20 protein-coding genes are annotated in these 22,464 nt (G+C 64.6%); 9 read left to right on the top strand and 11 right to left on the bottom strand.

From position 1 onward, the window contains the following. Positions 1-5 precede the first annotated feature (5 nt). Both ABIA42_RS18940 and ABIA42_RS18935 read right to left on the bottom strand, forming a co-directional pair. Positions 6-1,295 carry a PotD/PotF family extracellular solute-binding protein gene (locus ABIA42_RS18940; protein WP_370122419.1) on the bottom strand — a complete coding sequence of 430 codons (1,290 nt, stop codon included), beginning with the start codon at positions 1,293-1,295 and terminating at the stop codon, positions 6-8. 41 nt (positions 1,296-1,336) lie between these two features. Further along, a complete protein-coding gene (locus ABIA42_RS18935) occupies positions 1,337-2,323 on the bottom strand; it encodes an ABC transporter ATP-binding protein (protein ID WP_370122422.1) in 987 nt (328 codons plus the stop codon). A gap of 255 nt (positions 2,324-2,578) precedes the next feature. On the opposite strand from ABIA42_RS18935, the gene ABIA42_RS18930 reads away from it, so the two are divergent. After that, complete coding sequence (locus ABIA42_RS18930; protein ID WP_370122425.1) at positions 2,579-3,286, top strand: GntR family transcriptional regulator; 708 nt, start codon at positions 2,579-2,581, stop codon at positions 3,284-3,286. 12 nt (positions 3,287-3,298) lie between these two features. Here the strand turns inward: ABIA42_RS18930 and ABIA42_RS18925 are convergent, their stop codons facing one another. Further along, entirely contained in the window at positions 3,299-4,018 is a 720-nt protein-coding gene (locus ABIA42_RS18925) for a TetR/AcrR family transcriptional regulator (RefSeq protein WP_370122428.1), read from the bottom strand. Positions 4,019-4,206: 188 nt separating this feature from the next. On the opposite strand from ABIA42_RS18925, the gene ABIA42_RS18920 reads away from it, so the two are divergent. From ABIA42_RS18920 to ABIA42_RS18910, 3 genes are all read left to right on the top strand, one after another. Continuing rightward, positions 4,207-5,694 (top strand): efflux transporter outer membrane subunit, encoded by a 1,488-nt coding sequence (locus tag ABIA42_RS18920; RefSeq protein ID WP_370124042.1) that lies wholly within the window; start codon positions 4,207-4,209, stop codon positions 5,692-5,694. Then, positions 5,691-6,806 (top strand): efflux RND transporter periplasmic adaptor subunit, encoded by a 1,116-nt coding sequence (locus ABIA42_RS18915; protein ID WP_370122431.1) that lies wholly within the window; start codon positions 5,691-5,693, stop codon positions 6,804-6,806. Before ABIA42_RS18920 ends, ABIA42_RS18915 begins: the two co-directional genes overlap by 4 nt. Before the next feature lie 61 nt (positions 6,807-6,867). Further along, positions 6,868-9,930 (top strand): efflux RND transporter permease subunit, encoded by a 3,063-nt coding sequence (locus ABIA42_RS18910; protein ID WP_370122434.1) that lies wholly within the window; start codon positions 6,868-6,870, stop codon positions 9,928-9,930. A gap of 108 nt (positions 9,931-10,038) precedes the next feature. On the opposite strand, the gene ABIA42_RS18905 is transcribed toward ABIA42_RS18910, so the two are convergent. The 3 genes from ABIA42_RS18905 to ABIA42_RS18895 form a co-directional block, all read right to left on the bottom strand. After that, on the bottom strand, positions 10,039-10,665 hold the full coding sequence (locus tag ABIA42_RS18905) for a transglutaminase-like cysteine peptidase (RefSeq protein WP_271532683.1): 627 nt from the start codon (positions 10,663-10,665) through the stop codon (positions 10,039-10,041). A 331-nt stretch (positions 10,666-10,996) separates the two neighbouring features. Continuing rightward, on the bottom strand, positions 10,997-11,608 hold the full coding sequence (locus ABIA42_RS18900) for a PilZ domain-containing protein (RefSeq protein WP_024340745.1): 612 nt from the start codon (positions 11,606-11,608) through the stop codon (positions 10,997-10,999). A gap of 216 nt (positions 11,609-11,824) precedes the next feature. Then, positions 11,825-12,340, bottom strand: a complete 516-nt coding sequence (locus ABIA42_RS18895; protein ID WP_370122439.1) for a nuclear transport factor 2 family protein — start codon at positions 12,338-12,340, stop codon at positions 11,825-11,827. An 85-nt stretch (positions 12,341-12,425) separates the two neighbouring features. Here ABIA42_RS18895 and ABIA42_RS18890 point away from each other — a divergent pair, with 85 nt between their 5' ends. The 3 genes from ABIA42_RS18890 to ABIA42_RS18880 all read left to right on the top strand — a co-directional run bounded on the left by ABIA42_RS18890 (position 12,426) and on the right by ABIA42_RS18880 (position 15,975). Continuing rightward, positions 12,426-13,577, top strand: a complete 1,152-nt coding sequence (locus ABIA42_RS18890; RefSeq protein WP_370124045.1) for a zinc-binding dehydrogenase — start codon at positions 12,426-12,428, stop codon at positions 13,575-13,577. A 230-nt stretch (positions 13,578-13,807) separates the two neighbouring features. Then, positions 13,808-15,547, top strand: a complete 1,740-nt coding sequence (locus ABIA42_RS18885) for a serine hydrolase (RefSeq protein WP_370122442.1) — start codon at positions 13,808-13,810, stop codon at positions 15,545-15,547. A gap of 14 nt (positions 15,548-15,561) precedes the next feature. Beyond that, positions 15,562-15,975 carry a VOC family protein gene (locus ABIA42_RS18880; RefSeq protein WP_370122445.1) on the top strand — a complete coding sequence of 138 codons (414 nt, stop codon included), beginning with the start codon at positions 15,562-15,564 and terminating at the stop codon, positions 15,973-15,975. 33 nt (positions 15,976-16,008) lie between these two features. On the opposite strand, the gene ABIA42_RS18875 is transcribed toward ABIA42_RS18880, so the two are convergent. After that, positions 16,009-16,362, bottom strand: coding sequence for a cupin domain-containing protein (locus ABIA42_RS18875; protein WP_370124048.1), 354 nt, complete (start codon positions 16,360-16,362; stop codon positions 16,009-16,011). Positions 16,363-16,904: 542 nt separating this feature from the next. Between ABIA42_RS18875 and ABIA42_RS18870 the strand changes: the two genes are divergently transcribed. Further along, entirely contained in the window at positions 16,905-18,842 is a 1,938-nt protein-coding gene (locus ABIA42_RS18870) for a DEAD/DEAH box helicase (RefSeq protein ID WP_370122447.1), read from the top strand. Positions 18,843-18,920: 78 nt separating this feature from the next. On the opposite strand, the gene ABIA42_RS18865 is transcribed toward ABIA42_RS18870, so the two are convergent. Continuing rightward, complete coding sequence (locus ABIA42_RS18865; RefSeq protein WP_370122449.1) at positions 18,921-19,214, bottom strand: hypothetical protein; 294 nt, start codon at positions 19,212-19,214, stop codon at positions 18,921-18,923. A 126-nt stretch (positions 19,215-19,340) separates the two neighbouring features. Then, the gene (locus ABIA42_RS18860) at positions 19,341-19,847 is read right to left on the bottom strand and encodes a GNAT family N-acetyltransferase (RefSeq protein WP_370122453.1); all 507 of its coding nucleotides are present in this window, start codon (positions 19,845-19,847) and stop codon (positions 19,341-19,343) included. Between the two features lie 145 nt (positions 19,848-19,992). Between ABIA42_RS18860 and ABIA42_RS18855 the strand changes: the two genes are divergently transcribed. Beyond that, complete coding sequence (locus ABIA42_RS18855) at positions 19,993-20,379, top strand: hypothetical protein (protein ID WP_370122456.1); 387 nt, start codon at positions 19,993-19,995, stop codon at positions 20,377-20,379. 64 nt (positions 20,380-20,443) lie between these two features. Here ABIA42_RS18855 and ABIA42_RS18850 read toward each other — a convergent pair whose 3' ends face one another. Both ABIA42_RS18850 and ABIA42_RS18845 read right to left on the bottom strand, forming a co-directional pair. Next, on the bottom strand, positions 20,444-21,577 hold the full coding sequence (locus ABIA42_RS18850) for a DJ-1/PfpI family protein (RefSeq protein WP_370122459.1): 1,134 nt from the start codon (positions 21,575-21,577) through the stop codon (positions 20,444-20,446). 120 nt (positions 21,578-21,697) lie between these two features. Beyond that, positions 21,698-22,252, bottom strand: a complete 555-nt coding sequence (locus tag ABIA42_RS18845) for a PAS domain-containing protein (protein ID WP_370122462.1) — start codon at positions 22,250-22,252, stop codon at positions 21,698-21,700. Positions 22,253-22,464 lie beyond the last annotated feature (212 nt).

The following is a 22,464-nucleotide window of genomic DNA, read 5'->3' as shown; positions in this document are numbered from 1 at the left end:
GTCCGTTACGCCGCGATGAACTCATTCCACTTGCGGACCATGTAGTCGTTCTCGTCCATCACAGCGTTCCAGCACGCGACCGCGCCCATGCGGTCTTCGTAGGAGCCGCCGTCACGCACGGCGCCCGCCTTTTCCAAGAGCGAACCGTCGGGCGCCTTGATGTCCTTCTCGGCCGGCTTGCCTTCCATCCAGTACGCCCACTCGTAGGGCTCCATATGCGCCTTCGCGGTGGAGAGGACGGCGGAGTAATAGCCCTGGCGATTGAGATAGGCGCCGGCATAGCCGGACAGGAACCAGTTGACGAACTCATAGGCCCATTCGAGCTTTGCACCCGAGACGCCCTTGGAGACGCAGAAGCCGGAGGCCCAGGAGCGGTAGCCTTCCTTCAGTGGCTGGAAGGTGCAGGCGATCCCCATCGAGCGCACCTTCGTCACCGCCGGCGACCACATCGATTGGATCACGGTCTCGCCCGAGGCCATCAGGTTGACGCTCTCGTTGAAATCCTTCCAGAAGGCGCGGAATTGACCAGCCTTCTTGGCTTCGGTCATGACCTTCATGGTGAGATCGATCTCTTCCTTGGTCATGTTGCCCTTGTCGGCATATTTGTATTTGCCGGAGGCTTCCACGACCATCGCAGCGTCCATGATGCCGATCGAGGGGATGTTGAGGATCGAGGCCTTGCCCTTGAACTCGGGGTTGAGCAGCTCGGACCAGGAATTGATCGGCCGCTTGATCAGGTCGGGGCGGATACCGAGCGTGTCGGCGTTGTAAACGGTCGGGATCAGCGTCACGAATTCGGTCGCCGACGTCGCGAATTTCTTGGAGTCCTTGCCTTCGAGGTAGAGCACCTTCCAGGGCGCCGTGCCCTGGCCGCCGATCTTCTTGCCGCCGGGCGTCTCGCCCTTGGTGAAAACAGGCGTGATGTTGTCGAACTGTTTGATCTTCCTGGCGTCGAGCGCGAGGATGTTGCCCGACGGCACGATCTTCTTCAGCGAGAAATATTCGGTGTCCAGCACGTCGAAGGAGTTCGGCTGGGTCATCACGCGCTTGGTGACGTCGTCGGTGGTCGCGGTGATGTATTCGATCTTGATGCTGGTGTCCTTCAGGCACTGCTTTGCGATGTCGTCGCCCTCGTTGACGGCGGTGCCGAGATAGCGCAGCACCTTCGCGTCGGCCGACTTTACGTAAGGAAAGCCGGTGATCGCCCCCGAGCCGGCGGCAAGGCCGGTGAGACCTGCGGTGCCCTTGAGCAGCGTGCGGCGGCTGACGCCCTTCGTCCTGGTGGTCTCGGTCATGTCGTCACTCCTCTGTTGCGCATTCCGGTGATTGATCGGCGCTATTGCAGGGGTTGCGCCTTGGCGGGATCCCAGGTGGCCAGCACGCGATCGCCCGGACGGAACGGGTGGACGTCGAAGGCGGCCTCGGGAAGGTGGGAGAACAGGGCGGTGCCGTCGTCGAGCGTGAGCGAGACGGCGATGTAGGAGCCCTGGTACTCGGTCTGGGTCAGCAGCGCCGGCGCGCCGAACGCGCCGTCGGCGAACGGCGCGATGCCGAGCTGATCGGCGCGCACGGCGATGAGCTTGCCGGCGTCGCTGAGGACGTTGTGGCCGCCGATGAAGCGCGCCACGAATTCGGTGCGGGGATGGTGGAAGATCTCGCGTGCCGTGCCCTGCTGCTCGATCCGGCCGTGGTTCATCACCACGATGTGGTCGGCGAGGGCCATCGCCTCTTCCTGACCGTGGGTGACCTGGATGAAGCTGATGCCGAGCTCGCGCTGCAGCCGCTTCAACTCGCCGCGCATCTTCACCCGCAGGAACGGATCCAGCGCGGAGAGCGGCTCGTCGAGCAGGAGGATCTGCGGCTCGGTGATCAGCGCGCGGGCGAGCGCCACGCGCTGCTGCTGGCCGCCGGAAAGCTGCGCCGGGAGACGGCCAGCATATTGGCTCATCGCGACCAGCTCGAGCAATTCGCCGGCGCGCTTGTGCCGCGTCGGCTTGTCGATCCCGCGCATCTTCAAGGCGAAGGCGACGTTGTCGAGCACGCTGAGGTGCGGAAACAGCGCGTAAGACTGGAACATCATCGCCGTGCCGCGCTTGGCCGGCTCGAGGTCGGTGACGTTCTGCGCGCCGAGGATGATGTCGCCCTCGCTGACCGCCTCGTGGCCCGCGATCATGCGCAGGGTCGACGTCTTGCCGCAGCCGGAGGGGCCGAGCAGGCAGCAATAGGTGCCGGCCGGGATCTTCAGGTTGACGTTGTCGACCGCCAGCGTGGTGTCGTAGCGCTTGGTGACGGCGACCAGTTCGAGAGCGGCGGGAGTGGCCATGGCGTGTCCGAGCAGGGGCGATGCTTCCCGCCTCTCTCCGCAAGCTCCGTGCCAACACCCCTCAGCCAACCGATTTCAGAAAACTGTGCAGTGGAGTCAGATCGTTAGGTCAATTCCGGCCCCGGTCGGCTGGCCGACGCCGGCGCGCTCTTCTGCACACAAAACGGGCGACGATTGTATAAAGTTTCGCCTGTGATTGGATACAGCTGGTCGACTAACATTGGGCCGAACGTCGCCGATCGAGCCCTCACACCAATGGCCGCCAAGACCCGCCCGAAATCCGATGCGCCAGATGCGAGCGATCGCGTCAGCCGTATCCGGGAGGGCGTGACCGCCGCGATCCTCGAACATCGCCTGCTGCCGGGCACGAAGCTCGGAGAGGACGAGATCGGCGATATCTACGGCGCGAGCCGCACGCTGGTGCGCACCGCGCTGCAACAGCTCGCGCATGAGGGCATCGTCAACATCGAGAAGAACCGCGGCGCCTTCGTCGCGCGGCCTACGCCCGCCGACGCTCGCGAAGTGTTCGAGGCGCGGCGCCTCATCGAGCCCACCATCGTCGATCACGCGATCGATGCGGCGTCCCCGGCCTGGATCAATCGCCTGCAGGGCCATCTCACCGAGGAGCGCGAGGCGGAGCTGCGCGGCGACGCGCGCGCCTCGGTGCGGCTCTCCGGCGAGTTTCATCGTCTCGTCGCCGAGATGAGCGGCCACAGCATCTATCTCGGATTCCTGAAGGAGCTGATCGCGCGCTCCTCGCTCATCATCCTGCTCTACCGCCGCCACGACACGCCGGCTTGCGGCACCGATCACCACGCCGGGATCGTCGAGGCGATCGGCCGGCGCGATGGCGAGGCCGCGCGCGCGCTGATGTTGTCGCATCTGCAGGAGATCGAGGCCGAACTGTTCCTGAAAGAGCTCGACGCCGCGGATAGGCGGCTCGCCGACGTGCTGGGCGCCTGAGCGGTCCTGATATTAGCGGCGCGCAGATGCCTTCGCCGGGTTTCGCCGCGCCTGCTTCACAGCCGCGGGACGTCGCTCATAGGCGGCGAGAAACACGTTGATGCCATTCTCGATCAGCGCGCGATGGCGGGCCGGGCTCGGCGTCTTCATCGAGAGAGCCCATTTCAGGATCTCCTTGCCTTGGATCAGGCTGAGAAACTGCGTCGCCGCCATGGCGACGTCGGGAACGTCGACGAGGCCCTGCGCCTGCGCTGCACGCAGGAAGGCGGCCACTTCGGCGTCGCAGCGCTCCGGTCCGGACTTCATGAAAACCTCCGCCACGCGCGGATAACGCGAGGCGCAGGACATCACGAGTCTGTGCACGGCAAGTCCGCGCTGGTCGAGAAAGGCTTCGAGGAACGTCGTGCCAATGGCGTGAAGTTCTGCCCTGAGATCGATCTTGCCGCCGTGGTCGCGCCATAACGTCTTCGGCCCGAAGCGCTTGCACTCCTCATTCACGAGCGCCAGCAGCAGATCGTCCTTGTCGTCGAAATGAACGTAGAGCGTCGCCTTCGAGACCCCGGCCTCGCGCGCGATCGCGTCCATGCTGGTGGCATCGAAACCCTGATCGAGAAAAAGAACGCGAGCGCTGTCGAGAATCTGGCTGTGCTTGGCCCTGGCGCGCGGCTTCTGACTCGTATCGGCCAGTCCTTTGGTCTCTCGCATCTGCGCCTTATGCACTGTCGTCGTCATTAAACCCGTAACCCCACGGCTTGACTTTTAGTTCCAACCTGCAACATACAGCCTCCCGGATAAAAACTAAACGGTTTAGTTCTTTGACAGCTCCTCTTCCAGGCAGGCCCAGGCACGTCCCCGTCGTCGCAGGAGGGTGGCGGCCGGCGCGGGCCTCGGCCTGGGCCGGCGTCTCGCTCTGCGGCGTCGTGCTGGCGTCCTGTGCCGTCGGACCGGACTTCGTGTCGCCGGCCGGACCGGCCGTGGATGGCTACACACGTGAGCAGCGCCCGGCCGCCACCACCAGTGCGCCGGTGACCGGCGGCAATTCGCAGGGCTTCGAAACAGGCAGGGACATTCCCGGCGCCTGGTGGGCGCTATTCCGCTCGCGGCAGCTCAACGCCTTTGTCGAGGAAGCCATCCGCAATCATCCCGACGTGCAGGCGGCGCAGTTCGCCTTGCGCTATGCGCGGGAGAATGCGCTGGCGCAGCAGGGCAGCCTGTTTCCGCAAGTGTCCGGCAGCGCCTCGGCGGAGCGCGACCGGACGAGCACGTCGCAGTCGGGGGTGTGGCCGGCGCAAGGTTCGACCTACACGCTCTACAACGCTTCCGTCAGCGTATCCTACACGCTCGACATCTGGGGCGGCACGCGGCGTCAGGTCGAGGCGCTGCAAGCCCAGGCCGACTATCAGGGCTTCAAGCTCGAAGCGACCTATCTCGCGCTCACCGCCAACGTGGTGACGGCCGCGATCACGGATGCCTCGCTCCGCGATCAAATCCTTGCGACCGAGGAGATCATCAAGGCGGAGTCGGATCAGCTGGCGCGCATCCAGCGCCAGTTCGAGATCGGTGCGATCTCGAAATCCGACCTGCTGTCGCAAGAGGCCACGCTGGCGCAAGCCAAGGCGACGCTGGCCCCTCTGCAGAAGCAGCTGGCGCAACAGCGAAACCAGTTGATGGCCTATCTCGGCCGGTTGCCGAGCCAGGACCGCGGCGAGCATGTGCGGCTGGCCGATCTGCGCCTGCCCGGGCGGCTGCCATTGTCGCTGCCCTCGACACTGGTACGGCAGCGCCCGGACATCCGTCAGGCCGAGGCGACCTTGCATCAGGCGACCGCGACTGTCGGTGTCGGCATCGCCAACCTGCTGCCGCAGCTCACGCTTTCGGGCAGCTACGGCGCCACCAGCCCCGAGCGGCTGTTCTCGCCCGAGACGATCGTCTGGAGTGCTGCTTCCAGCGTCAGCCAGAAGATCTTCGATGGCGGAACGATGTACCACACCAAGGAAGCCGACGTGGCGGCGTTCGAGCAGGATCTCGCGCTCTACAAGAGCACGGTGGTGACCGCCTTCCAGAACGTCGCGGATTCGCTGCGCGCCATCCAGTACGACGCCGCGACGCTGAAGGCGCAGACCGCCGCCGAGAAGGCGACGGCCGACAGCCTCGCGATGGCGGTCGAGCAGTTCAAGACCGGCGCCGTGCCGTACGCCAACATCATCAACGCCCAGCAATCCTACCTCAACGCACGGGTGTCGCGCGTCAAGGCGCAGGCGACCCGTTTCACCGACACCGCCGCGCTGTTTCAGGCGCTCGGCGGCGGCTGGTGGAATCGCGTGGATGAAACGCCGGACGCGCTGCCGCGCGCCAATGCCGGTTACTTCGCCGGCACCGACAAGAAGACCGAGGACGCGTTGCGATGATCAAGCGGATGACAATCATGCTGTGCGGGATGGCGATCCTGTTCGGCGGGCTTTATGGATTCCAGACCTTCAAGGAGATCATGATCAGGAAGGCCATCGGCGCGTTGGCCAATCCGCCGCAGACCGTCTCCACCGTGGTTGCCGCGAATGCGCCCTGGCAGTCCAGCCTGAACGCGGTCGGCTCGCTGCGCGCCGTCAACGGCGCCGATCTCGCGCTCCAGGTCGCCGGCATCGTGCAGAGCATCGAATTCTCCTCGGGTGACAGCGTCACGGCGGGACAGACCCTGCTGTCGCTGGTCGCGACCGACGACCTCGCCAAGCTGCGTTCACTGCAGGCGACGGCGGAGAACTACGCGATCGTGCTCAAGCGCGACGAGGAGCAGATCAAGTTCAACGCGGTGAGCCAGGCGACGGTCGACAGCGACAGGGCCAACCTGAAGAACGCCCAGGCCTTGGTGGACCAGCAGAAGGCCCTGCTCGAGCAGAAGACGTTGAAGGCGCCGTTCTCCGGGCGCCTCGGTATCCGCGCCGTCGATCTCGGCCAGTATCTCTCCGCCGGGACCAGCATCGTCACGCTGCAGAGTCTCGATCCGATCTATGTCGACTTCTACCTGCCGCAGCAGGCGCTGGCCTCGATCCGCATCGGGCAGGACGTGTCGGTCGCAGTCGATGCCTTTCCGGCCGAGCGCTTCACCGGGCAGATCACGGCAATCAACGCCAAGGTGGATTCAAGCAGCCGCAACGTCCAGGTTCGCGCCACCTTGCGCAACGGCGAGGCCCGGCTGCTGCCGGGCATGTTCGCAAAGGTCGAGATCGCCGTCGGCAAGCCCGAGCAGGTCGTCACCCTCCCGCTTACCGCGATCGTGAACAATTCCTACGGCGATCTGGTCTATCTCGTCGACGATCTCCATGACGGGCAGGGCACCGCGCGGCAGATGTTCGTCAAGACGAGGCCTCCGAAAGGCGACCGCGTCGCGGTCAACGATGGGATCAAGCCGGGCGAGACCGTGGTCATCGCCGGCCAGCTGAAGCTGCGCAACGGCAGCCCGGTCAAGATCGACAATTCACACGTGCCGCAGGCCGAGGCCTCGCCAGACATCGTTGACCAATAGGCTTCGCGACGGCGCGAGGATACCGCAGGCAACGAGTGGCGACAAACGAGTTCAGGACAAGATGCGATTCACCGATGTCTTCATCCGCCGGCCGGTGCTGGCGCTCGTGGTCAGCGCCCTGATCCTCGTGCTCGGCCTGCGCTCGATGGCGACGCTGTCGATCCTGCAATACCCGCGCACGCAGAACGCCATCGTCACGGTGAGCACCGCCTATGCCGGCGCGGATTCCGACATCATCGCCGGCTTCATCACGACGCCGCTCGAGAATGCCATCGCCCAGGCCAACGGCATCGACTACATGACCTCGAGCAGCGTCACCGGCTCCAGCACCATCACGGTCAATCTGCGGCTGAACTACGATTCCGGCAAGGCGATGACGGAGATCAACGCCAAGGTCAATTCGGTCCTCAACCAGTTTCCGAGCGGTACGCAGCAGCCCACGCTGACGCTCAAGGTGGGTCAGACCATCGACGCCATGTACATCGGCTTTGCCAGCGACGTGCTGGCGCCGAACCAGATCACCGACTATCTGACGCGCGTGGTGCAGCCGCGACTCCAGGCCGTCGCCGGCGTGCAGACGGCCGAATTGCTGGGCGCCAAGAAGTTTGCGCTCCGGGCCTGGCTCGATCCCGACAAGCTGGCGGCTTACGGCCTCACCGCAAGCGAGGTATCGACCGCGCTGTCGGGCAACGACTACATCTCCGGCCTCGGCACGACCAAGGGCCGGCTCGTGCAGGTCGACCTTGCTGCCTCGACCAACCTCCATTCGCTGGAGCAGTACCGCAACCTCGTGGTCAAGACCGTCAATGGCGCCATCATCCGTCTGCGTGACGTCGCAAACGTGACGCTCGGCAACGACGATTACGACAGCGAAACGAAATTCAACGGCAAGACGGCGGTCTATATCGGCATCCAGACGGCGCCCACGGCCAATCTGCTCGACGTCGTCAACGGTGTGAAGGCGGTCCTGCCCGACATCAAGGCGCAGCTTCCGAACGGTCTGGTCGGCGAGGTGCTCTACGACTCCACCGACTTCGTCAATTCCTCGATCGACGAGGTCGTCCACTCGCTGGTGGAAGCGGTGCTGATCGTGATCGTGGTGGTGTTCCTGTTCCTGGGTTCGTGGCGATCGGTCCTGATCCCGGTGATCGCGATCCCGCTGTCGCTGATCGGAACATTCGGGCTGATGCTGCTGATGGGCTTCTCCATCAATCTGTTGACCCTGCTTGCACTCGTGCTCGCCATCGGGCTCGTGGTGGATGATGCCATCATCGTCGTGGAGAGCGTGCACCGGCTGATCGACGAAGGTGTCGCGCCGGTCGAGGCCGCGATCCAGTCCGCACGCGCGCTGGCAAGCCCGATCATCGCCATGACCGTGGTTCTGATCGCGGTCTACGTGCCCGTGGGATTCCAGGGCGGCCTCACCGGCGCGCTGTTCACCGAATTCGCCTTCACGCTCGCAGGCGCGGTCACGGTATCTGCGGTGATCGCGCTGACGCTGTCGCCGATGAACTGCGCCTGGCTATTGCGCAAGACCGAGCGCGATGCGACGAACTGGGAGGCGCGCTTGGTCCGGACGATCGACCACGTGCTGGAGTGGCTCTCAGGCGCCTATCGCCGCCGGCTGGAGGCCGTCTTTGCGATGAAGCCAGTCGTGGCCGTGTTCGCGCTGCTGCTGTTGGCCGGCATTCCCTGGCTCTACGCGACCTCGACCAGCGAGCTCGCGCCCGACGAGGACCAGGGTGTCGTGCTCTCGCTGACCACCTCGGCGCCCTCAGCGACACTTCAGCAGCGGCAATTCTACAGCCAGCAGATCTACGATCTCGTGGCCAAGCGCCCGGAAACGAAGACCCTCTTCCAGATCGACACGCCCACCCAGGCGATCGGAGGCTGGGTGCTCAAGCCCTGGGACCAGCGCAGCCTGACCACGAAGACTCTGCAGCCGGACTTCCAGAACCTGCTCAACACCATCGCCGGCACGCGCTCGGTCGCCTTCCAGCCGTCGCCGCTGCCCGGCAGCAACGGCCTTCCGATCCAGTTCGTGATCGGTACGACCGGTTCATACAACGAGCTCGACCAGGTCTCGCGCAACTTCATGGTGCAGGCGCTGAAGAGCGGCCAATTCATCTTCCTCGATACCGACCTGAAGATCGACAGGCCCCAGACGCTGGTCTCCTTCGACCGCGACAAGGCCGGTGATCTCGGCCTGAAGATGAGTGATCTCGGCGGTGCGCTCGCGACCATGCTCGGAGGGAACTACCTCGATTATTTCAGCCTGGACGGCCGATCTTACAAGGTGATTCCTCAGGCCAAGCAGAACGATCGGCTGACGGCAGACCAGTTGCTCGGCTATTACATCAAGGCGAGCGACAATTCGATGGTGCCGCTGTCGACCGTCGCCCAGCTGGAGAACAGGACCGTTCCGCAGTCGCGCAATCATTTCCAGCAGATCAATGCGGCGACGATCTCGGGCGTTGCGATGCCGACGGTGTCGATGGGCAGCGCGCTCGCCACGCTCAAGGATCTCGCGAAGACCCTGCCGGCCGGCTACACGGTGGATTTCGGTGGCGCCTCGCGGCAGCTCGAGCAGGAGTCGGGCGGCTTCGTCACCACGTTCGCTTTCGCCGTCATCATCATCTTCCTGGCGCTCGCCGCGCTGTTCAACAGCTTCCTCGATCCCGTCGTCATCCTGGTATCGGTGCCGATGTCGCTGGCCGGCGCGCTGATCTTCATCAGCCTCGGCATCGGCGGTGCCAGCCTCAACATCTACACCCAGGTCGGGCTGCTCACGCTGATGGGCCTCGTCAGCAAGCACGGCATCCTGATGGTCGAGGTCGCCAACGAACTGCGCCTCGAGGGCAAGGGAGTGACCGAGGCAATCATCGAGGCCGCGACGATCCGGCTGCGGCCGATCCTGATGACGACCGCGGCGATGGTGCTCGGCGTCGTTCCGCTGATCACCGCGAGCGGAGCGGGCGCGGTGTCGCGCTACAACATGGGCCTCGTGATCGCGACGGGGCTGTCGATCGGCACGCTGTTCACGCTGTTCGTGGTGCCGGTCGCCTATGCCCTGATCGCGCGGCCAGCGGCGGCTCCTGCTGCGAACGAGGCAGTGCCGGCATAGCCGAAAAAGTTGCGCCCAGCCATTGGGGGATGGCTGGGCGCGCGCGAACCGGTCTGGGACGGGGAGGGGTGGGGATGTGACCGGGCCGCGTAACTCGTTGTCTCGTTCCTACTGATCCTTCGCGCTGGCGGTGGAGACCGCCGGCTTGGTATCGCCCAGCGAGACCCAGACATTGGGATCGCTCTGCGACTGGCGCTTGACGAAGCGGTAGCCGGTCTCCGTCCAGGCAACGACGCTCTCGTTCTGATTGTCGAGAACGAACTCGCCCTTGTCGGTCTTCACCGTCAGCACCGCATGGCCTTCACCCTTCTTGTCGCGCACGACGGTGATCAGCAGGGCCTGGCGCGGCCATCCGGCGTCGATCAGCATCTTGCGCTTCAACAGCACGTAGTCTTCACAGTCGCCGTAGCCGTCTGATGGCAGCGACCACTTCTCGATCACGCCCCAGTGCTCCTGGTCGGTCAAAGGCTTGACGGTCTCGTTGACCCAGCGATTGACCTTGACGAGGTCGCGCCATGCGGCCTGCGACATCACGATGTCGCGTGGCTGCAGCGGTGCGCCCTGGCACTGGGCGGCGTTGTCCGCGCAGAACTCGACCCAGCCGATCGGCGCACGCGTGGTGTCACCGAGGCTCGCGTAGAGCAGACGGCTTTCGCCGGCCTGCGCCGCCGCGCTGATCCCGAAGAGCATGGCGGCCAGCGCCAGCCTCTTCCCCTGTCCCCTGAAGTCAAACATTGCGGTCCCCGTTTCTTGTTGGGACCACATTTCGCACGGAGCTTTTGCGTTGCCGCTAAGTCAGTCAAGTCAAGTCGAGACGAATGCAAGTAAAACGCGCGGCGAATTCGATCTATACTTGAATCGAACTCGCATAAAATTCGATATGACTGCAATCGATTCAAATTTTACCGATTAACGCGGAAACGCTGGCGGAAGCGGCGTTCGCGCCCATTCGCGACCGACGCGTTAACCGCAAGGCGGCCGCCCCGGGGACGTGAAAAAGGCGGCGTCCGCATCGCGGAGGCCGCCTTCGAGCCTGGAAATACCGAGGTTTTCGCGTCCGCGCGCTTTACCGCGCGGTAACGCTCTCTTCGAGTGTCTCGATCGGCTGCTCGTGCAGGAACTCCAGCGCGAAGCCGTCCTCGAGGTTTCGGACCACGCGGCCCTGGACCCGGCCGAGCAGAACGGTCGATTTCAGCGGCGGACGGTTCTCCGCGGCGATCGCGGCGCCCGACAGCGAGAGGTCGATGATGCGGCAGGTCATCTTGGTGCCGTCCTCGAGCGTCAGCACCGCGATGGGGTTGCGCGGCACGATACGGTCGTGGCGGCGGTCCTCCGGCAGATTGAGGATGTCGCGATTGGCGAGCCAGGTCAGCTGAGCCGCGAGCTTGTCGCGCTTCCTCGGCGTCGCACCGATCGTCATGGCGAAGCCGTTGTCGATGATGCGGGTGATCTTGCCCTCGACGCGGCCGATATGGTCGAGATAGGCGACCACGCGGTCGCCGACATTGCCGATGCCGGGCGCGAGCAAAGCGAGGCCGCCCGGCGACATGTTGATCACCTGGCAGGGGAATTCCCGGCGGTCCGGCAGCATGTAACGGCCGAGCAGGTGCACCTTCACCCGCTGGAAGCGCCTCCGCTCCTCGGCGGCCGGAAGAAATTTCTTGTTCGCCAACGCCATTTTCAACACCCGACCCCCCGCCCGGGCGGAGTCCGGGACGACCCTAAGGTGCATAGGGTTAATGTCGCGTTAGGATTGGATGCGGCGTTTCCGAACGGAAACAATGCGCTCGGAAGGCCACATCCCGAGACCCGGCGTCACCTGGCAAGCCGTCAGCGCGGATGGTCGCACGATGCCGGCATTGGATGATGCGGCGGGGATCGAACTTGGCGCTGCTCATTCCTTGCGGCGGGTCCAGCTTTCCTGGGGCTCGTCGGCCCATGCGGTCCCAAGACCAAGCATCGTAATCCAGGTCTCGGCCAGCTTGCCGCCTTCAATGCGGTAGCTTTGCATGCCGGCGCGGCTGCGCTGCTCGCCGGTCGTGGGATCGGGCCAAACGAAAGCAAATCGGAACCACGCGCGGTCAGTCGAGAAAGAATGGTCATACACCACGACGCGGATTCGGGGCCGGTCTCGATGCACACTCTGCAATTCCGCAGCATATTCGTCCCGCGTGACGGTCCGGTCGCCTCTTTCGTCATGACGGATGTAATGCGACCCCACGCAGTCCGGGATGAGGTCAAATCGCCCCTCGTGCCAAACCCGCTCCCAGCGATCGAAGAGCGCGCGTATGTTGTCGGTCATGGGCTCCCCGAAATGGAATTGGTGCGACACCGCTCGCGTCGTTGCAAATATCTTGCCGAAATGCGGACGCTTGCAGCGCAATGCGGGTGCGCCGGTCACATAGGCCACTTCCGCCTTCGCGGGCTGAGCTATGATACGCTTCGCGATACGCCCGCATCACAAGTCATAACAGACGGGCAGCGAGGAACGCATGATGGACCAAATCCGCGTCTGCACCCATGCAGGGCCGGGCTCAGAGCCCGTCATCCGTACCGTGCCGTGGCCGAAGGTCGGCCGCAAGGGCGCGCTGATCAAGGTCGGTGCCTGCGGGGTCTGCGGCACTGATCTGCATATTCTGAAAGGACATTGGCCGAAGCCGCTGCCGTGGCCGTTCACGCTGGGACACGAACTCGGCGGCGTCATCGTCGAATGCGGCGATGAGTTCACCGAGGACTTCATGAGCAAGCCGCTGGCGGTCGGCTCGAAGGTGATGATCCCGCCGCTGATGCCCTGCGGCCGTTGTTACTACTGCATCCACTATCCGCAGACCGCGAACAAATGTCTGACTCCGGTCTATTACGGCCGCTATCTCGGCTTCGACAAGGCGCCGCACCTGTGGGGCGGATGGGCCGAGTATGTCTATGTCGATCTCGACATGCTGCCGGGCACCAAGATCTACAAGCTGCCCGACGACATGTCGCTGCGGCTGGGCGCGTTGTCGGAGCCGCTGACCTCCTGCATCCGCGCCTTCAATCGTGCGACCCGCGCTGGCGGCTTCAGCTGGGGTGACACCGTGGTGATCCAGGGCTCGGGCCCGATCGGTATTTTGGCGGTCGCGGCAGCAAAGGAAATGGGAGCAGGGCGCGTCATCTGCGTCGGCGCGCCGGAGGAGCCGCGGCTCAAGCTCGCGCGCGAGTTCGGCGCGGAGGCGACGGTGAACATCGAGGAGCTCAAGTCGCCGCAGGAGCGCATCGATCGCGTGCGGAAAATCGTCGGCGGCTTCGGCGCCGATATCGTGATGGACTGCTCGGGTCATCCGACCGCCGGCCCCGAAGGCATCGAGATGCTGCGCGACGGCGGCACTTATGTCGAGATGGGCCAGTTCACCGACGCCGGCTCGATCGACACCTCCTGGCACCGCATCTGCACCAAGGATCTCAACGTGCTGGGATCCTGGGGCTTCACCGGAAACGACCTGCCGCTCGGCGTCGACATGCTTTATCGGACGGCGGGCAAATATCCGTGGCTGAAGATGCAGACGATCTACCCGTTCACGGAAGAAGGCGTCGCACAGGCGGTGAAGGACGCGATGGCGATGAAGACGGTGAAGTCGACCATCGTGCCGTGGCCGGAGTTGATAGAATAGCAAGCGGGTATGGTCTACAGCAACGATGTGCTCTTGATCGCTTCCATGGCGTCGAAACGATCTCGGGGAAGAACGGCACTCAGCTCTACGCGTTCGCCTATGGTGGTGGCGTGCTGCGGTAACTCCCGGCATTCGCCCTAGCTTCAATTCGCCGCCAAGACCTTCGCCGCGTATTTCTCTTTTTAGTTGATACAATTATACTACTCGCCTCGCAACTATTCTCACTTGCCATGAACATATCTGCCGACATCCCAAATCCATCGCTCGCGTCTCTCATTCCCGACATCGATCGGCTTGCTGCGGAAACGATGGCCGTTTGGAAGGTCCCGGGTGCCGCGCTCGCCATCGTCCAGGGCGGCGAGGTCGTGCTCACGCGAGCCTTTGGCCAGCGCGACGTCGAAGCCGACCTGCCGGTGACGCCGCACACGCATTTCGTGATCTGCTCGATCACGAAATCCTTCACGGCGACCGCGATCGCACTGCTGCACAACGGGGGCCTGCTCGACTGGGGCAAGCCGGTACGCGACTATCTTCCGGAGTTTCGGCTGCATGACGCGATTGCCACCGAGCGCGTCACCATTCGCGACCTGCTGACCCATCAATCGGGGCTGCCGCGGCACGACTGGCTTCACTTGCCCGGCGACCTTGCGCCAGCTGAAATGCTGCCACTCATGCGACACCTCGAATTGAGCCGCGACATTCGCACCAGCTGGCAATACAACAACCTCTGCTACAATGCCGCCGGTCTCCTGATCGAGCGGCTCAGCGGGAAGAGCTTTGAAGCCTTTGTGCGCGAGCGCCTGACGGATCGGCTCGGCATGACGGTTGGCTTCTCGCTGGACGAGCTCGAAGCCGTGGCCGACGCGGCACGGCCGTACATGATTCACGTCGACGCGCGGCTGCCGGGACTACGGTTGCCGATCCGGGTCACCGCCGCAGGCGCGATCAATACGTCGGTGATCGATCTCGCGAACTGGATGCGCCTGCATCTTGGCATGGGCGAGTTTAATGGTGAGCGCCTGCTACCGGCGGCACTGGTGGAGCAATTGCATACGCCTTTGGCACACGTCGGAAAGTCGGAATTCTCCGAGTTCGGCCACGGTCACTATGCATTGGGATTTCAGTCCAACACCTATCATGGCGATCGCCTAATGTGGCACGGCGGCGGATGGAATGGCTGGGGCTCACTGATGACGTTAGTGCCGAATGCCGGCATAGGGGTGGCCGTGCTTACCAATCGCAGTCCGAGCGCAGTGCCGCAGATCCTGACGTGGTACATTGTCGACCGGTTGCGCGGACGCCAGCCCGTAGACTGGTTCGCGCGCTTCCACAAGGTTCGTGACGACTTCATCGCACATATCCCGGCCGACAAGGAGGCGCGAGAGAAGACGCGCCACAAGGATACAAAGCCGGCGCATGCGTTGTCCGCCTATGCCGCCGACTATGCGCATCCGGCCTACGGCGTGATGTCGATCCGCATGCAGGATGGCGTGCTACATTGGTCGTGGCGCGGCATGCACGCGCCGCTCGCGCATCGGCATTTCGAGACGTTCGTGACTCCTGAGGTCGTCGAACGACTTCTACCCGACAATCTTCCGATTACGTTCCATACCGATCGCGACGGCAATATCGTCCATCTGTCCACGCCGTTGGAGCCGATGGTCAGGGATATCGTGTTCGAGCGGCGCGCTGCCGGTGATTGTACGGACCCTACCTTTTGTGAGCGCTGCGCCGGGCATTTCAAGAGCGGCGGCGTGAATCACCACGTGACTCTTGACGCTGACGCCCGGTTGATTCTGAAGTCCGACTTCCAGCCGGCCTATCGTCTTGAGCCGCAGCAAGGATGCAGGTTCCGCATTGTCGAGCTGGACGGCTTTGCCGTCGAGTTTCGCGGCGAAGATGGCGAAATTGATCAGATCGTCTTTCACCAGCCGAACGGCGTCTTCGTCGCCGACCGCATGGCGGATTAGGAGCGACGCCGACGATGGAGCCGCAGTCGAACAAGCCACGCTCTCCCTTCAGCGCCATCCGCGCGATCGACTACACCGTCATCTTCGTGCGCGACATGGCGGCGATGCGCCGCTTCTATGAGGATGTCCTCGCCTTCCCGCTGCTGCGCGAGCTGTCGCCGAACTGGATCGAATACGGCTTGGGCAGCAACACGCTGGCCTTGGCGAGGCCGAGTCGGACTGCCTCCGATACGCCGATCCCGGCAGGCAGCGCCTCGCTGCAACTGGCCTTCAAGGTCTCCGCCGCCGAGGTCGATCAATGCGCCGATGAACTGCTGCGGCAAGGCGTGCCGCTGCTGTCGCCGCCGACGGACCAGCCCTTCGGTCATCGCACGCTGTTCTTCCGCGATCCCGACGGCAATCTGCTGGAGGTGTATGCGGAGATCTGAGCGCACGAACGATGACGCCGAGCAAGTGGCTCTCTATGTGAGCTTGCGCGCCGCCGCGGTTGCCTTGTCGCCGGTATTCGGCGTCCCGGTCGGCTCGATCAGCAGAAGATGAACCTCCTCGCGAGCCACCGGGCGATGTTCAACGCCTTTGGGGACGACGTAGAGTTCGCCCGGACCCAGCGTCACCGTCCGATCCCGCAGTTCGATGTCCAAAGTGCCCTTGAGCACGAGAAAGAAATCGTCGGTGTCGTCGTGCTTGTGCCAGGTGAACTCGCCCTTCACCTTCACCACCATCACGTCGCAATCGTTGAAGGTCGTGACCGTGCGCGGCGACCAGAAATCGCCAAAGGTGGCGAGCTTGTCGGCAAGAGATATTCCGTCGGCCATGTATCCCCCAGTTTTGTTGTTCCGTGAGGCTCGATTTGGGATCGAATTGCCGATGCGACAAGGGCTCGCATCCAGCCGATCGCTCTCCTTCACCACCCTCGCGCCCACCACCTTCGTGCCCCAGCCAAGGCAGGCGAAGTCCTGGCATTCGCCTGGCCGCGCGGCGTAGATCGCGCAGCCGCGGCCGGGCTTGCAGTGCCGGCACCAGGCATTTGCGGGTTTGGCCAGCGCCTCGATGGCCATCACGTTGCAGCAGAACGTGCAGTCGCCGCAGACGCGTTTGACGGAGGACGTCACGCGGTCATTCCCATCACATCCGGTGGGTCTCAGGTTAATGGAGGTGGCCACGAAAATCCCCTGCAACCTTCAGGCGCGGCTCTTTCCGGCAAGCCATGCATCATAAGTATGGTGATTTCCGAGCGCTTGGCGTAAAGAGCGCCCAGATCAAATCGCCAGCGTGCGGCCAGGCCGTTCGCCGTGCATGCAGCTCAGGTCCGCCGGATCACCGTTCCGCGCCTGAATCAACCAAGGTTCTCCATCCCGTGTCCCTTCCGGCCCTGACCCCGCCGCTCGCCCGCGCTTTGGCTGAGCGGAACTATGATTCACTGACCCCCGTCCAGCTCGCCGTGCTTGCCCACGAAGCCAGCGGCCGTGACCTTCTGGTGTCGGCCCAGACCGGCTCCGGCAAGACGGTCGCCTACGGGTTGGCCATCGCGAAGAATCTTCTTGATGACGCCGAGGAGTTCGGACCCGCGGCAGCGCCGCTCGCCCTGATCGTGGCGCCGACCCGCGAGCTCGCGCTTCAGGTTCAGCGCGAGCTGGCCTGGCTCTACGGGCATGCCGGCGGGCGCGTCGTCTCCTGTGTCGGCGGCATGGATCCGCGGCGCGAGCAGCGCGAGCTGGCGGCCGGCGCGCACATCGTCGTCGGCACGCCCGGGCGGCTCTGCGATCATTTGCGGCGCGGCCGTCTCGACATCTCCGAACTCGCCGCCGTCGTGCTCGACGAGGCCGACGAGATGCTCAATCTCGGCTTTCGCGAGGACATGGAATTCATCCTCGAGACCACGCCGGAGACGCGCCGCACCCTGCTGTTCTCGGCGACGTTTCCGCGCGGCATCGTCGCGCTGGCGAGGCAATACCAGCGCGACGCCTTCCGGATCGAGGTTGCCGGCGACGAAGGAGGTCACGCCGATATCGAGTATCGCGCGATCCGCATCGCGCCCGCCGACGTCGAGCACGCCGTCGTCAACGTGCTGCGCTTCTACGAGGCGCCGAGCGCGCTGGTGTTCTGCAGCACGCGCGATGCCGTCAGGCATTTGCAGGCGGCGTTGCTGGAGCGCGGCTTTTCGGTCGTCGCTCTCTCCGGCGAATTGACGCAGAACGAACGCACCCTGGCGCTTCAGTCGCTGCGCGACGGGCGCGCCCGCGTCTGCGTGGCGACCGACGTCGCCGCCCGCGGCATCGACCTGCCGAGCCTCGACCTCGTCATTCATGCCGATCTGCCCAACGACGCCGAAGTGATGCAGCACCGCTCCGGCCGCACGGGGCGCGCGGGCCGCAAGGGGACCAGCGTTCTCCTGGTGCCGCCCGCACGTCGGCGCCGCGCGGAGCTGCTGCTCAACGTCTCCGGCATCGATGCGGCCTGGGGCACCGCGCCGCAGGCGGAGGAAATCCGCAAGCTCGATCATGAGCGCATGAAGGACGTTCTGTTCACCGAGGAGACGACGGCCGACGATCTGGTGCTGGCGCAGGCGCTGTTGGCCGAGCGCTCGGCGGAGGACATCGCCGCCGCGCTCGCGCGGCTTTACCGCGCGCGGCTGCCGTCGCCCGAGGACATCATCGATCCCGGCGAGCGAAGCGGCCGGACGCGCGACGATCGCGGTCGCGACAGATCTCAAGGCGCGGATGGCGAGGATCGCCCAGCGCGGCTCCGATCGAAGCCTGGTAAAGCATCGTCGAAACACGGCATGGCGGAAGGCAGCGTCTGGTTCCGCGCCGCCATCGGGCGGCGCAAGAATGCCGAGGCGCGCTGGCTGCTGCCGATGATCTGCCGCCGCGGCGGCATCGACAAGCACGACATCGGCGCCATCAAGATCATGGACACCACCACCGAGTTCGAGATTTCCGAGCGGGTCGCGGAGTCTTTCGCCGCCAAGATCAAGCGTCCGGACAAGGAAGACAGCATCCGCATCGAGCCGATGGTGGAGGCGCCGCGCCGGCCGGAAGCTTCGGAGGAGCGCCCTCACGCGCCCCGGCGCGAGGCCGGCGAACATCGTGAACGGCGCGACGATCGCCCGCGCGAGGCAGGTGGATTCAAGGCACGCAGCAAAGCTCACGGTGAGCGCGCGCCGAAGTTCGGCGCGCCTTCCTTCGGAAACAAGAAGCACAAGAGCAGGCCGGGCCCCGCAGAGCCGTCGGTCACGCCGTGGCCGGCGAAGGGCGCGCCGGGAAAGAAGGCCAAGAAGAAACGGCGAGGTTGATCGGCCACCGATCATCCCAGACTGCAATGATGCCGCCGGATTGCACCGGCGACATCATCTGAAAGGGCAGGTGTGGGCTCAGCGGCCGCCGCCGCCACCACCACCACCGCCTCCGCCACCACCGCCGGCATCACGCATCGACGAGCTGTAGCGGGGATCGGTCTGCTTCATGTAGATTGGCGAGGTGTCGCGATGGATTACTGTGGTGGGTTTTCTGCCCACGTTCGGCGTCTCGATCAGGAAGCCGCAGCCTTCGAAGAACGCGGTGTCGCAGCCATAGGTCCGGTACTGCGCCGCGGTGGCGCTGGTCGCGGTGAACGCGGCCGTCCCAACGCATGCAATCAAAGCAACTTTCGACAATGTGAGCTTCATGGATTCTCCAGCCTCGGTTCGGCGAGGCCGTAAGGGCTCGCACACACCTTCGACGGAGGCTGATCTGACTCGGTTCGAGAAGGCGGTTTCACGCCCGCGTGAGCCCGGGGCGGTCGGGGAGGGATGTTACGTCGCAGCGAGGTCGCGCAACATATAGGTCGCGCCTTCTCCGTAGGAGGCCAGCTTCGCCTGCAGCGACGCATCCGCCGCCACGGCACGGAAGCCGAGACGTTCCCACAGCGCCCGCGTGGCGTAGACCGAGACCAGTGCGAGCGTCGCGATGCCGGAGGCGCGCGCCAGCTCCGCGATCCCGGTCATATAGGCGCGCGCAACGCCGCCGCGCTGATCCGGCAGCACGGCGATATCGTGCACGTAGAGACAGTCTGCATCCTCGGGGAGTCGTTCCAGGAAACGATCGAGCGGCGGGATCTGATGCTGCTTCCAGGGATGTGCGAGCCCGTAGCCGGCGATCTCGTCGCCGGCGACAAGCACGCGGCATCCGCCGGGATAGAGCCGCATCTTCTCCGCGAACACCTCGGGGCGTTCCGGAAGATCAGGATGGATCCGCGCCGCAATGGCGCTGATCGCGGGCAGATCAGATGGGTGCGCGGGACGCCAATGCCGCTTGCTCATGTCACTTCGTCGTTCCGTCTCGGTTGGTTCAGTTTATTCCGCTGCGTTGACGCGCGCAGCGAAAAATATCTTTCTGCCGTCTGAGGAATACGTGGCCGGGCGCGGCGTCCTACCCATGCAAGCCAATTGCATGACAGGAGATATCATGACGTCCTCGATCCGCCTCGCGCTCGCGCTGGCAATATCGCTCGCGATCGTTCCCGCCGCCTTGGCCGCACCGCCGACCAAGACGGGCAAGACCGACAAGGGCAATGTGCTTACCGATGCCAAGGGCATGACGCTCTACACTTTCGACAAGGATGCGGACGGCAAGTCGGCCTGCAACGGTCCATGTGCGACCAACTGGCCGGTGCTGAAGGCCGAGGCGAGCGACGCCGCGGGAGACGGCTACACCATCATCACGCGTGACGACGGCTCCAGGCAATGGGCCTACAAGGGCAAGCCGCTCTACACCTTCGCCAAGGACCAGAAGCCCGGCGACATCACCGGCGACGGCTTCTTGAACGGCGCCTGGCATCTGGCGACGCCGTAACGGCGCTCTGCGCAAACACGGTGCGTCGGCCGTTGCACGCGACAGCCGACGTATTGCCGCGCCGTTATCTCGGATACTCGAGCTGCATCGCGACGAAGTCGGCCGTGCGCGGCCCGTAGCGCGCATCGATGGATTGCAGCGTCTGGTCCAGCGCTCGCGCCGGCGGCAGGTCGACGGCGGCCGGCGGCGTCTGCTTTGCCGGCCAGTCGGTCGCGATCTTGTCCGGCAGGATGCGGAGGCCGCTGCGGCTCGTCCGCGCCTCCGCCGTGGCGGCGAAGGTGAGAGCGTGCGAGCGAAAGGTGCGGGACCACGCATCGGCGATCAGCGCAAGCGACACCTCGTCGATATCAGGCGTCAGCGCGATGCCGAGTTGCTCGCGGTTCCAGAATGCGAGCGTGTTGGCGATCGCCGTCAGTGCAAAGGGGCGTGTGAACCGGAAGGCTTCGCTGCGGTGGCGCGCATCCCATTCCGCAAGTCCGATGTCGCGGGCGACGGCTAGCGCCTTGGCGCGGCCGGCAATGGCCTCGACCAGGGTCAGGGCCATCGGCATGGATGCGGTGATGCCGGTCGTCGTCGCGACGCCGCGGTCGACCACCAGCCTGCGGTCCGCGACATAGCGGATCGCGGGATGCTTTTGCAAATCGCGCACGGAATACCAGTGCGTGGTGGCCTGGCGGCCGTCGAGCAGCCCGGTATTGGCAACGACCTTGGCGCCGACGCAGACACCGATGACGATCGCGCCCTTGCTGGCCTGGCTTTTGATCCACTGCAGGGCCACGGCATCGTCTTCGCGGCTCATCGCCGGCACGATGACGTAATCCGCACCGTCGGGATGCGCAGCATCGAACTCGGCGATCGTCGCGTGCGGCTGCACCTTCAACGCGGGATAGAGTGCGACGGGTCCGGGCTGTGTTCCCAATGTGAGGACGTCGGCGACGTCGGCGCGCGCGAGGATGCCGTACGGCATCAGATAGTCGGTGGTCTCGCTCATCTCGTTGATGCCGACGATGGCGATCAGGGGACGTTTGCGCTTTGGCGGCTTCAACGCCGCAAGCGTCGCCTCGGTCTCGTCCTTGGATATCGCAGGCGCGGTCCCCTGAGCCGGCGAGCCAGGCAGCAGGAACAGCCACGTTCCGCCGATCGCCGCCAGCAGTGCCATGCAGCCGACGCCACCCAACGCCAGAATGCGCCCTATCATGACGATGTCACCCGCTCGTTGCTCACGCGAGGCGGAAGCTAACCGTTGGCAACGACATCAGGAATGACGCGGATCCGGCAAAAACGGCCATCCGCGCGTTGATGTGTCGTACGGCGGAGACTACCTCAGCCCCTCATACACCATCAGCCCGCGTGCGATCTGCAATTTGCGGATGGCGCGCGGCAGGAGTTTCTCCGGCTGGTGCAGATAGCGCCAGGAGGTGAGGGTGAAGGCGGAGAGCGTGCCGCATTCGTCGTCGAACGGCGCGAGCACGCCTGTCACGCTCACCGGTGTGTGCGGGCGGGCGTTGAAGGGGAGCAGCAGCAGTTCGAGATGCGCCTTGCTGCCGTCCTCGCGCACCGCGGTGACGCCGGCGATCGCGCCGAGCGTCTCGTCGGCGACGATTGTCGTGATCTCCTCGATCTCGCTGCGGCTCGCATCGGCGAACAGCGCCGCAAAGCTCTGGTCCTTGAGGTCCGTTCCTGAGAGCGCGCAGACGCGCGTGCCGGCGACGCGAAACGGGAAGCCGAGGTTCGGCTCGCAGGACAGCACGAAGATGTCGCCGAGCAGGCCGCGGACCGCAGCCGGATCGATGTCGGCCCGGTCAGGGGCTCGCGCAGTGCCGCGCTTCTCGTTCCAATACGCGAAGAACGCGCGGCTCGACGGATGTTTCATGATTGAACGCTCGCCCGGGGGCGCGACCTCACGGGACAAACCTGTCCCGCTTCAGTGCACCCGCGATCCCTTCTCTTGTTGTGCAGGAGGGGATTTGCAGCGTCCATGCCGCAGCGGCGTTTTCGGCCCTCTTGTGCCTGCCTTTGCGTCGTTAACGTTAAATTAACTATGCGCTTTGTGCCGGCTGCGTGCCTGCTATGGTGATCGCGGTC

Source organism: Bradyrhizobium sp. USDA 327, assembly GCF_041262065.1.
GTDB lineage: Bacteria > Pseudomonadota > Alphaproteobacteria > Rhizobiales > Xanthobacteraceae > Bradyrhizobium > Bradyrhizobium liaoningense.
Note: the sequence above shows the minus strand (reverse complement) of the source record. Positions and strands in the feature narration are given on the sequence as shown.

Excerpts from the sequence above, each read along its gene's own strand:
- ABIA42_RS18875 (WP_370124048.1), bottom strand. The coding sequence starts at position 16,362 with ATGGCCGACGGAATATCTCTTGCCGACAAGCTCGCCACCTTTGGCGAT.
- ABIA42_RS18845 (WP_370122462.1), bottom strand. The coding sequence starts at position 22,252 with ATGAAACATCCGTCGAGCCGCGCGTTCTTCGCGTATTGGAACGAGAAG.
- ABIA42_RS18905 (WP_271532683.1), bottom strand. The coding sequence starts at position 10,665 with ATGTTTGACTTCAGGGGACAGGGGAAGAGGCTGGCGCTGGCCGCCATG.
- ABIA42_RS18925 (WP_370122428.1), bottom strand. The coding sequence starts at position 4,018 with ATGACGACGACAGTGCATAAGGCGCAGATGCGAGAGACCAAAGGACTG.
- ABIA42_RS18930 (WP_370122425.1), top strand. The coding sequence starts at position 2,579 with ATGGCCGCCAAGACCCGCCCGAAATCCGATGCGCCAGATGCGAGCGAT.
- ABIA42_RS18885 (WP_370122442.1), top strand. The coding sequence starts at position 13,808 with ATGAACATATCTGCCGACATCCCAAATCCATCGCTCGCGTCTCTCATT.
- ABIA42_RS18865 (WP_370122449.1), bottom strand. The coding sequence starts at position 19,214 with ATGAAGCTCACATTGTCGAAAGTTGCTTTGATTGCATGCGTTGGGACG.
- ABIA42_RS18935 (WP_370122422.1), bottom strand. The coding sequence starts at position 2,323 with ATGGCCACTCCCGCCGCTCTCGAACTGGTCGCCGTCACCAAGCGCTAC.
- ABIA42_RS18880 (WP_370122445.1), top strand. The coding sequence starts at position 15,562 with ATGGAGCCGCAGTCGAACAAGCCACGCTCTCCCTTCAGCGCCATCCGC.
- ABIA42_RS18910 (WP_370122434.1), top strand. The coding sequence starts at position 6,868 with ATGCGATTCACCGATGTCTTCATCCGCCGGCCGGTGCTGGCGCTCGTG.
- ABIA42_RS18900 (WP_024340745.1), bottom strand. The coding sequence starts at position 11,608 with ATGGCGTTGGCGAACAAGAAATTTCTTCCGGCCGCCGAGGAGCGGAGG.
- ABIA42_RS18915 (WP_370122431.1), top strand. The coding sequence starts at position 5,691 with ATGATCAAGCGGATGACAATCATGCTGTGCGGGATGGCGATCCTGTTC.
- ABIA42_RS18940 (WP_370122419.1), bottom strand. The coding sequence starts at position 1,295 with ATGACCGAGACCACCAGGACGAAGGGCGTCAGCCGCCGCACGCTGCTC.
- ABIA42_RS18890 (WP_370124045.1), top strand. The coding sequence starts at position 12,426 with ATGGACCAAATCCGCGTCTGCACCCATGCAGGGCCGGGCTCAGAGCCC.
- ABIA42_RS18860 (WP_370122453.1), bottom strand. The coding sequence starts at position 19,847 with ATGAGCAAGCGGCATTGGCGTCCCGCGCACCCATCTGATCTGCCCGCG.
- ABIA42_RS18855 (WP_370122456.1), top strand. The coding sequence starts at position 19,993 with ATGACGTCCTCGATCCGCCTCGCGCTCGCGCTGGCAATATCGCTCGCG.
- ABIA42_RS18850 (WP_370122459.1), bottom strand. The coding sequence starts at position 21,577 with ATGATAGGGCGCATTCTGGCGTTGGGTGGCGTCGGCTGCATGGCACTG.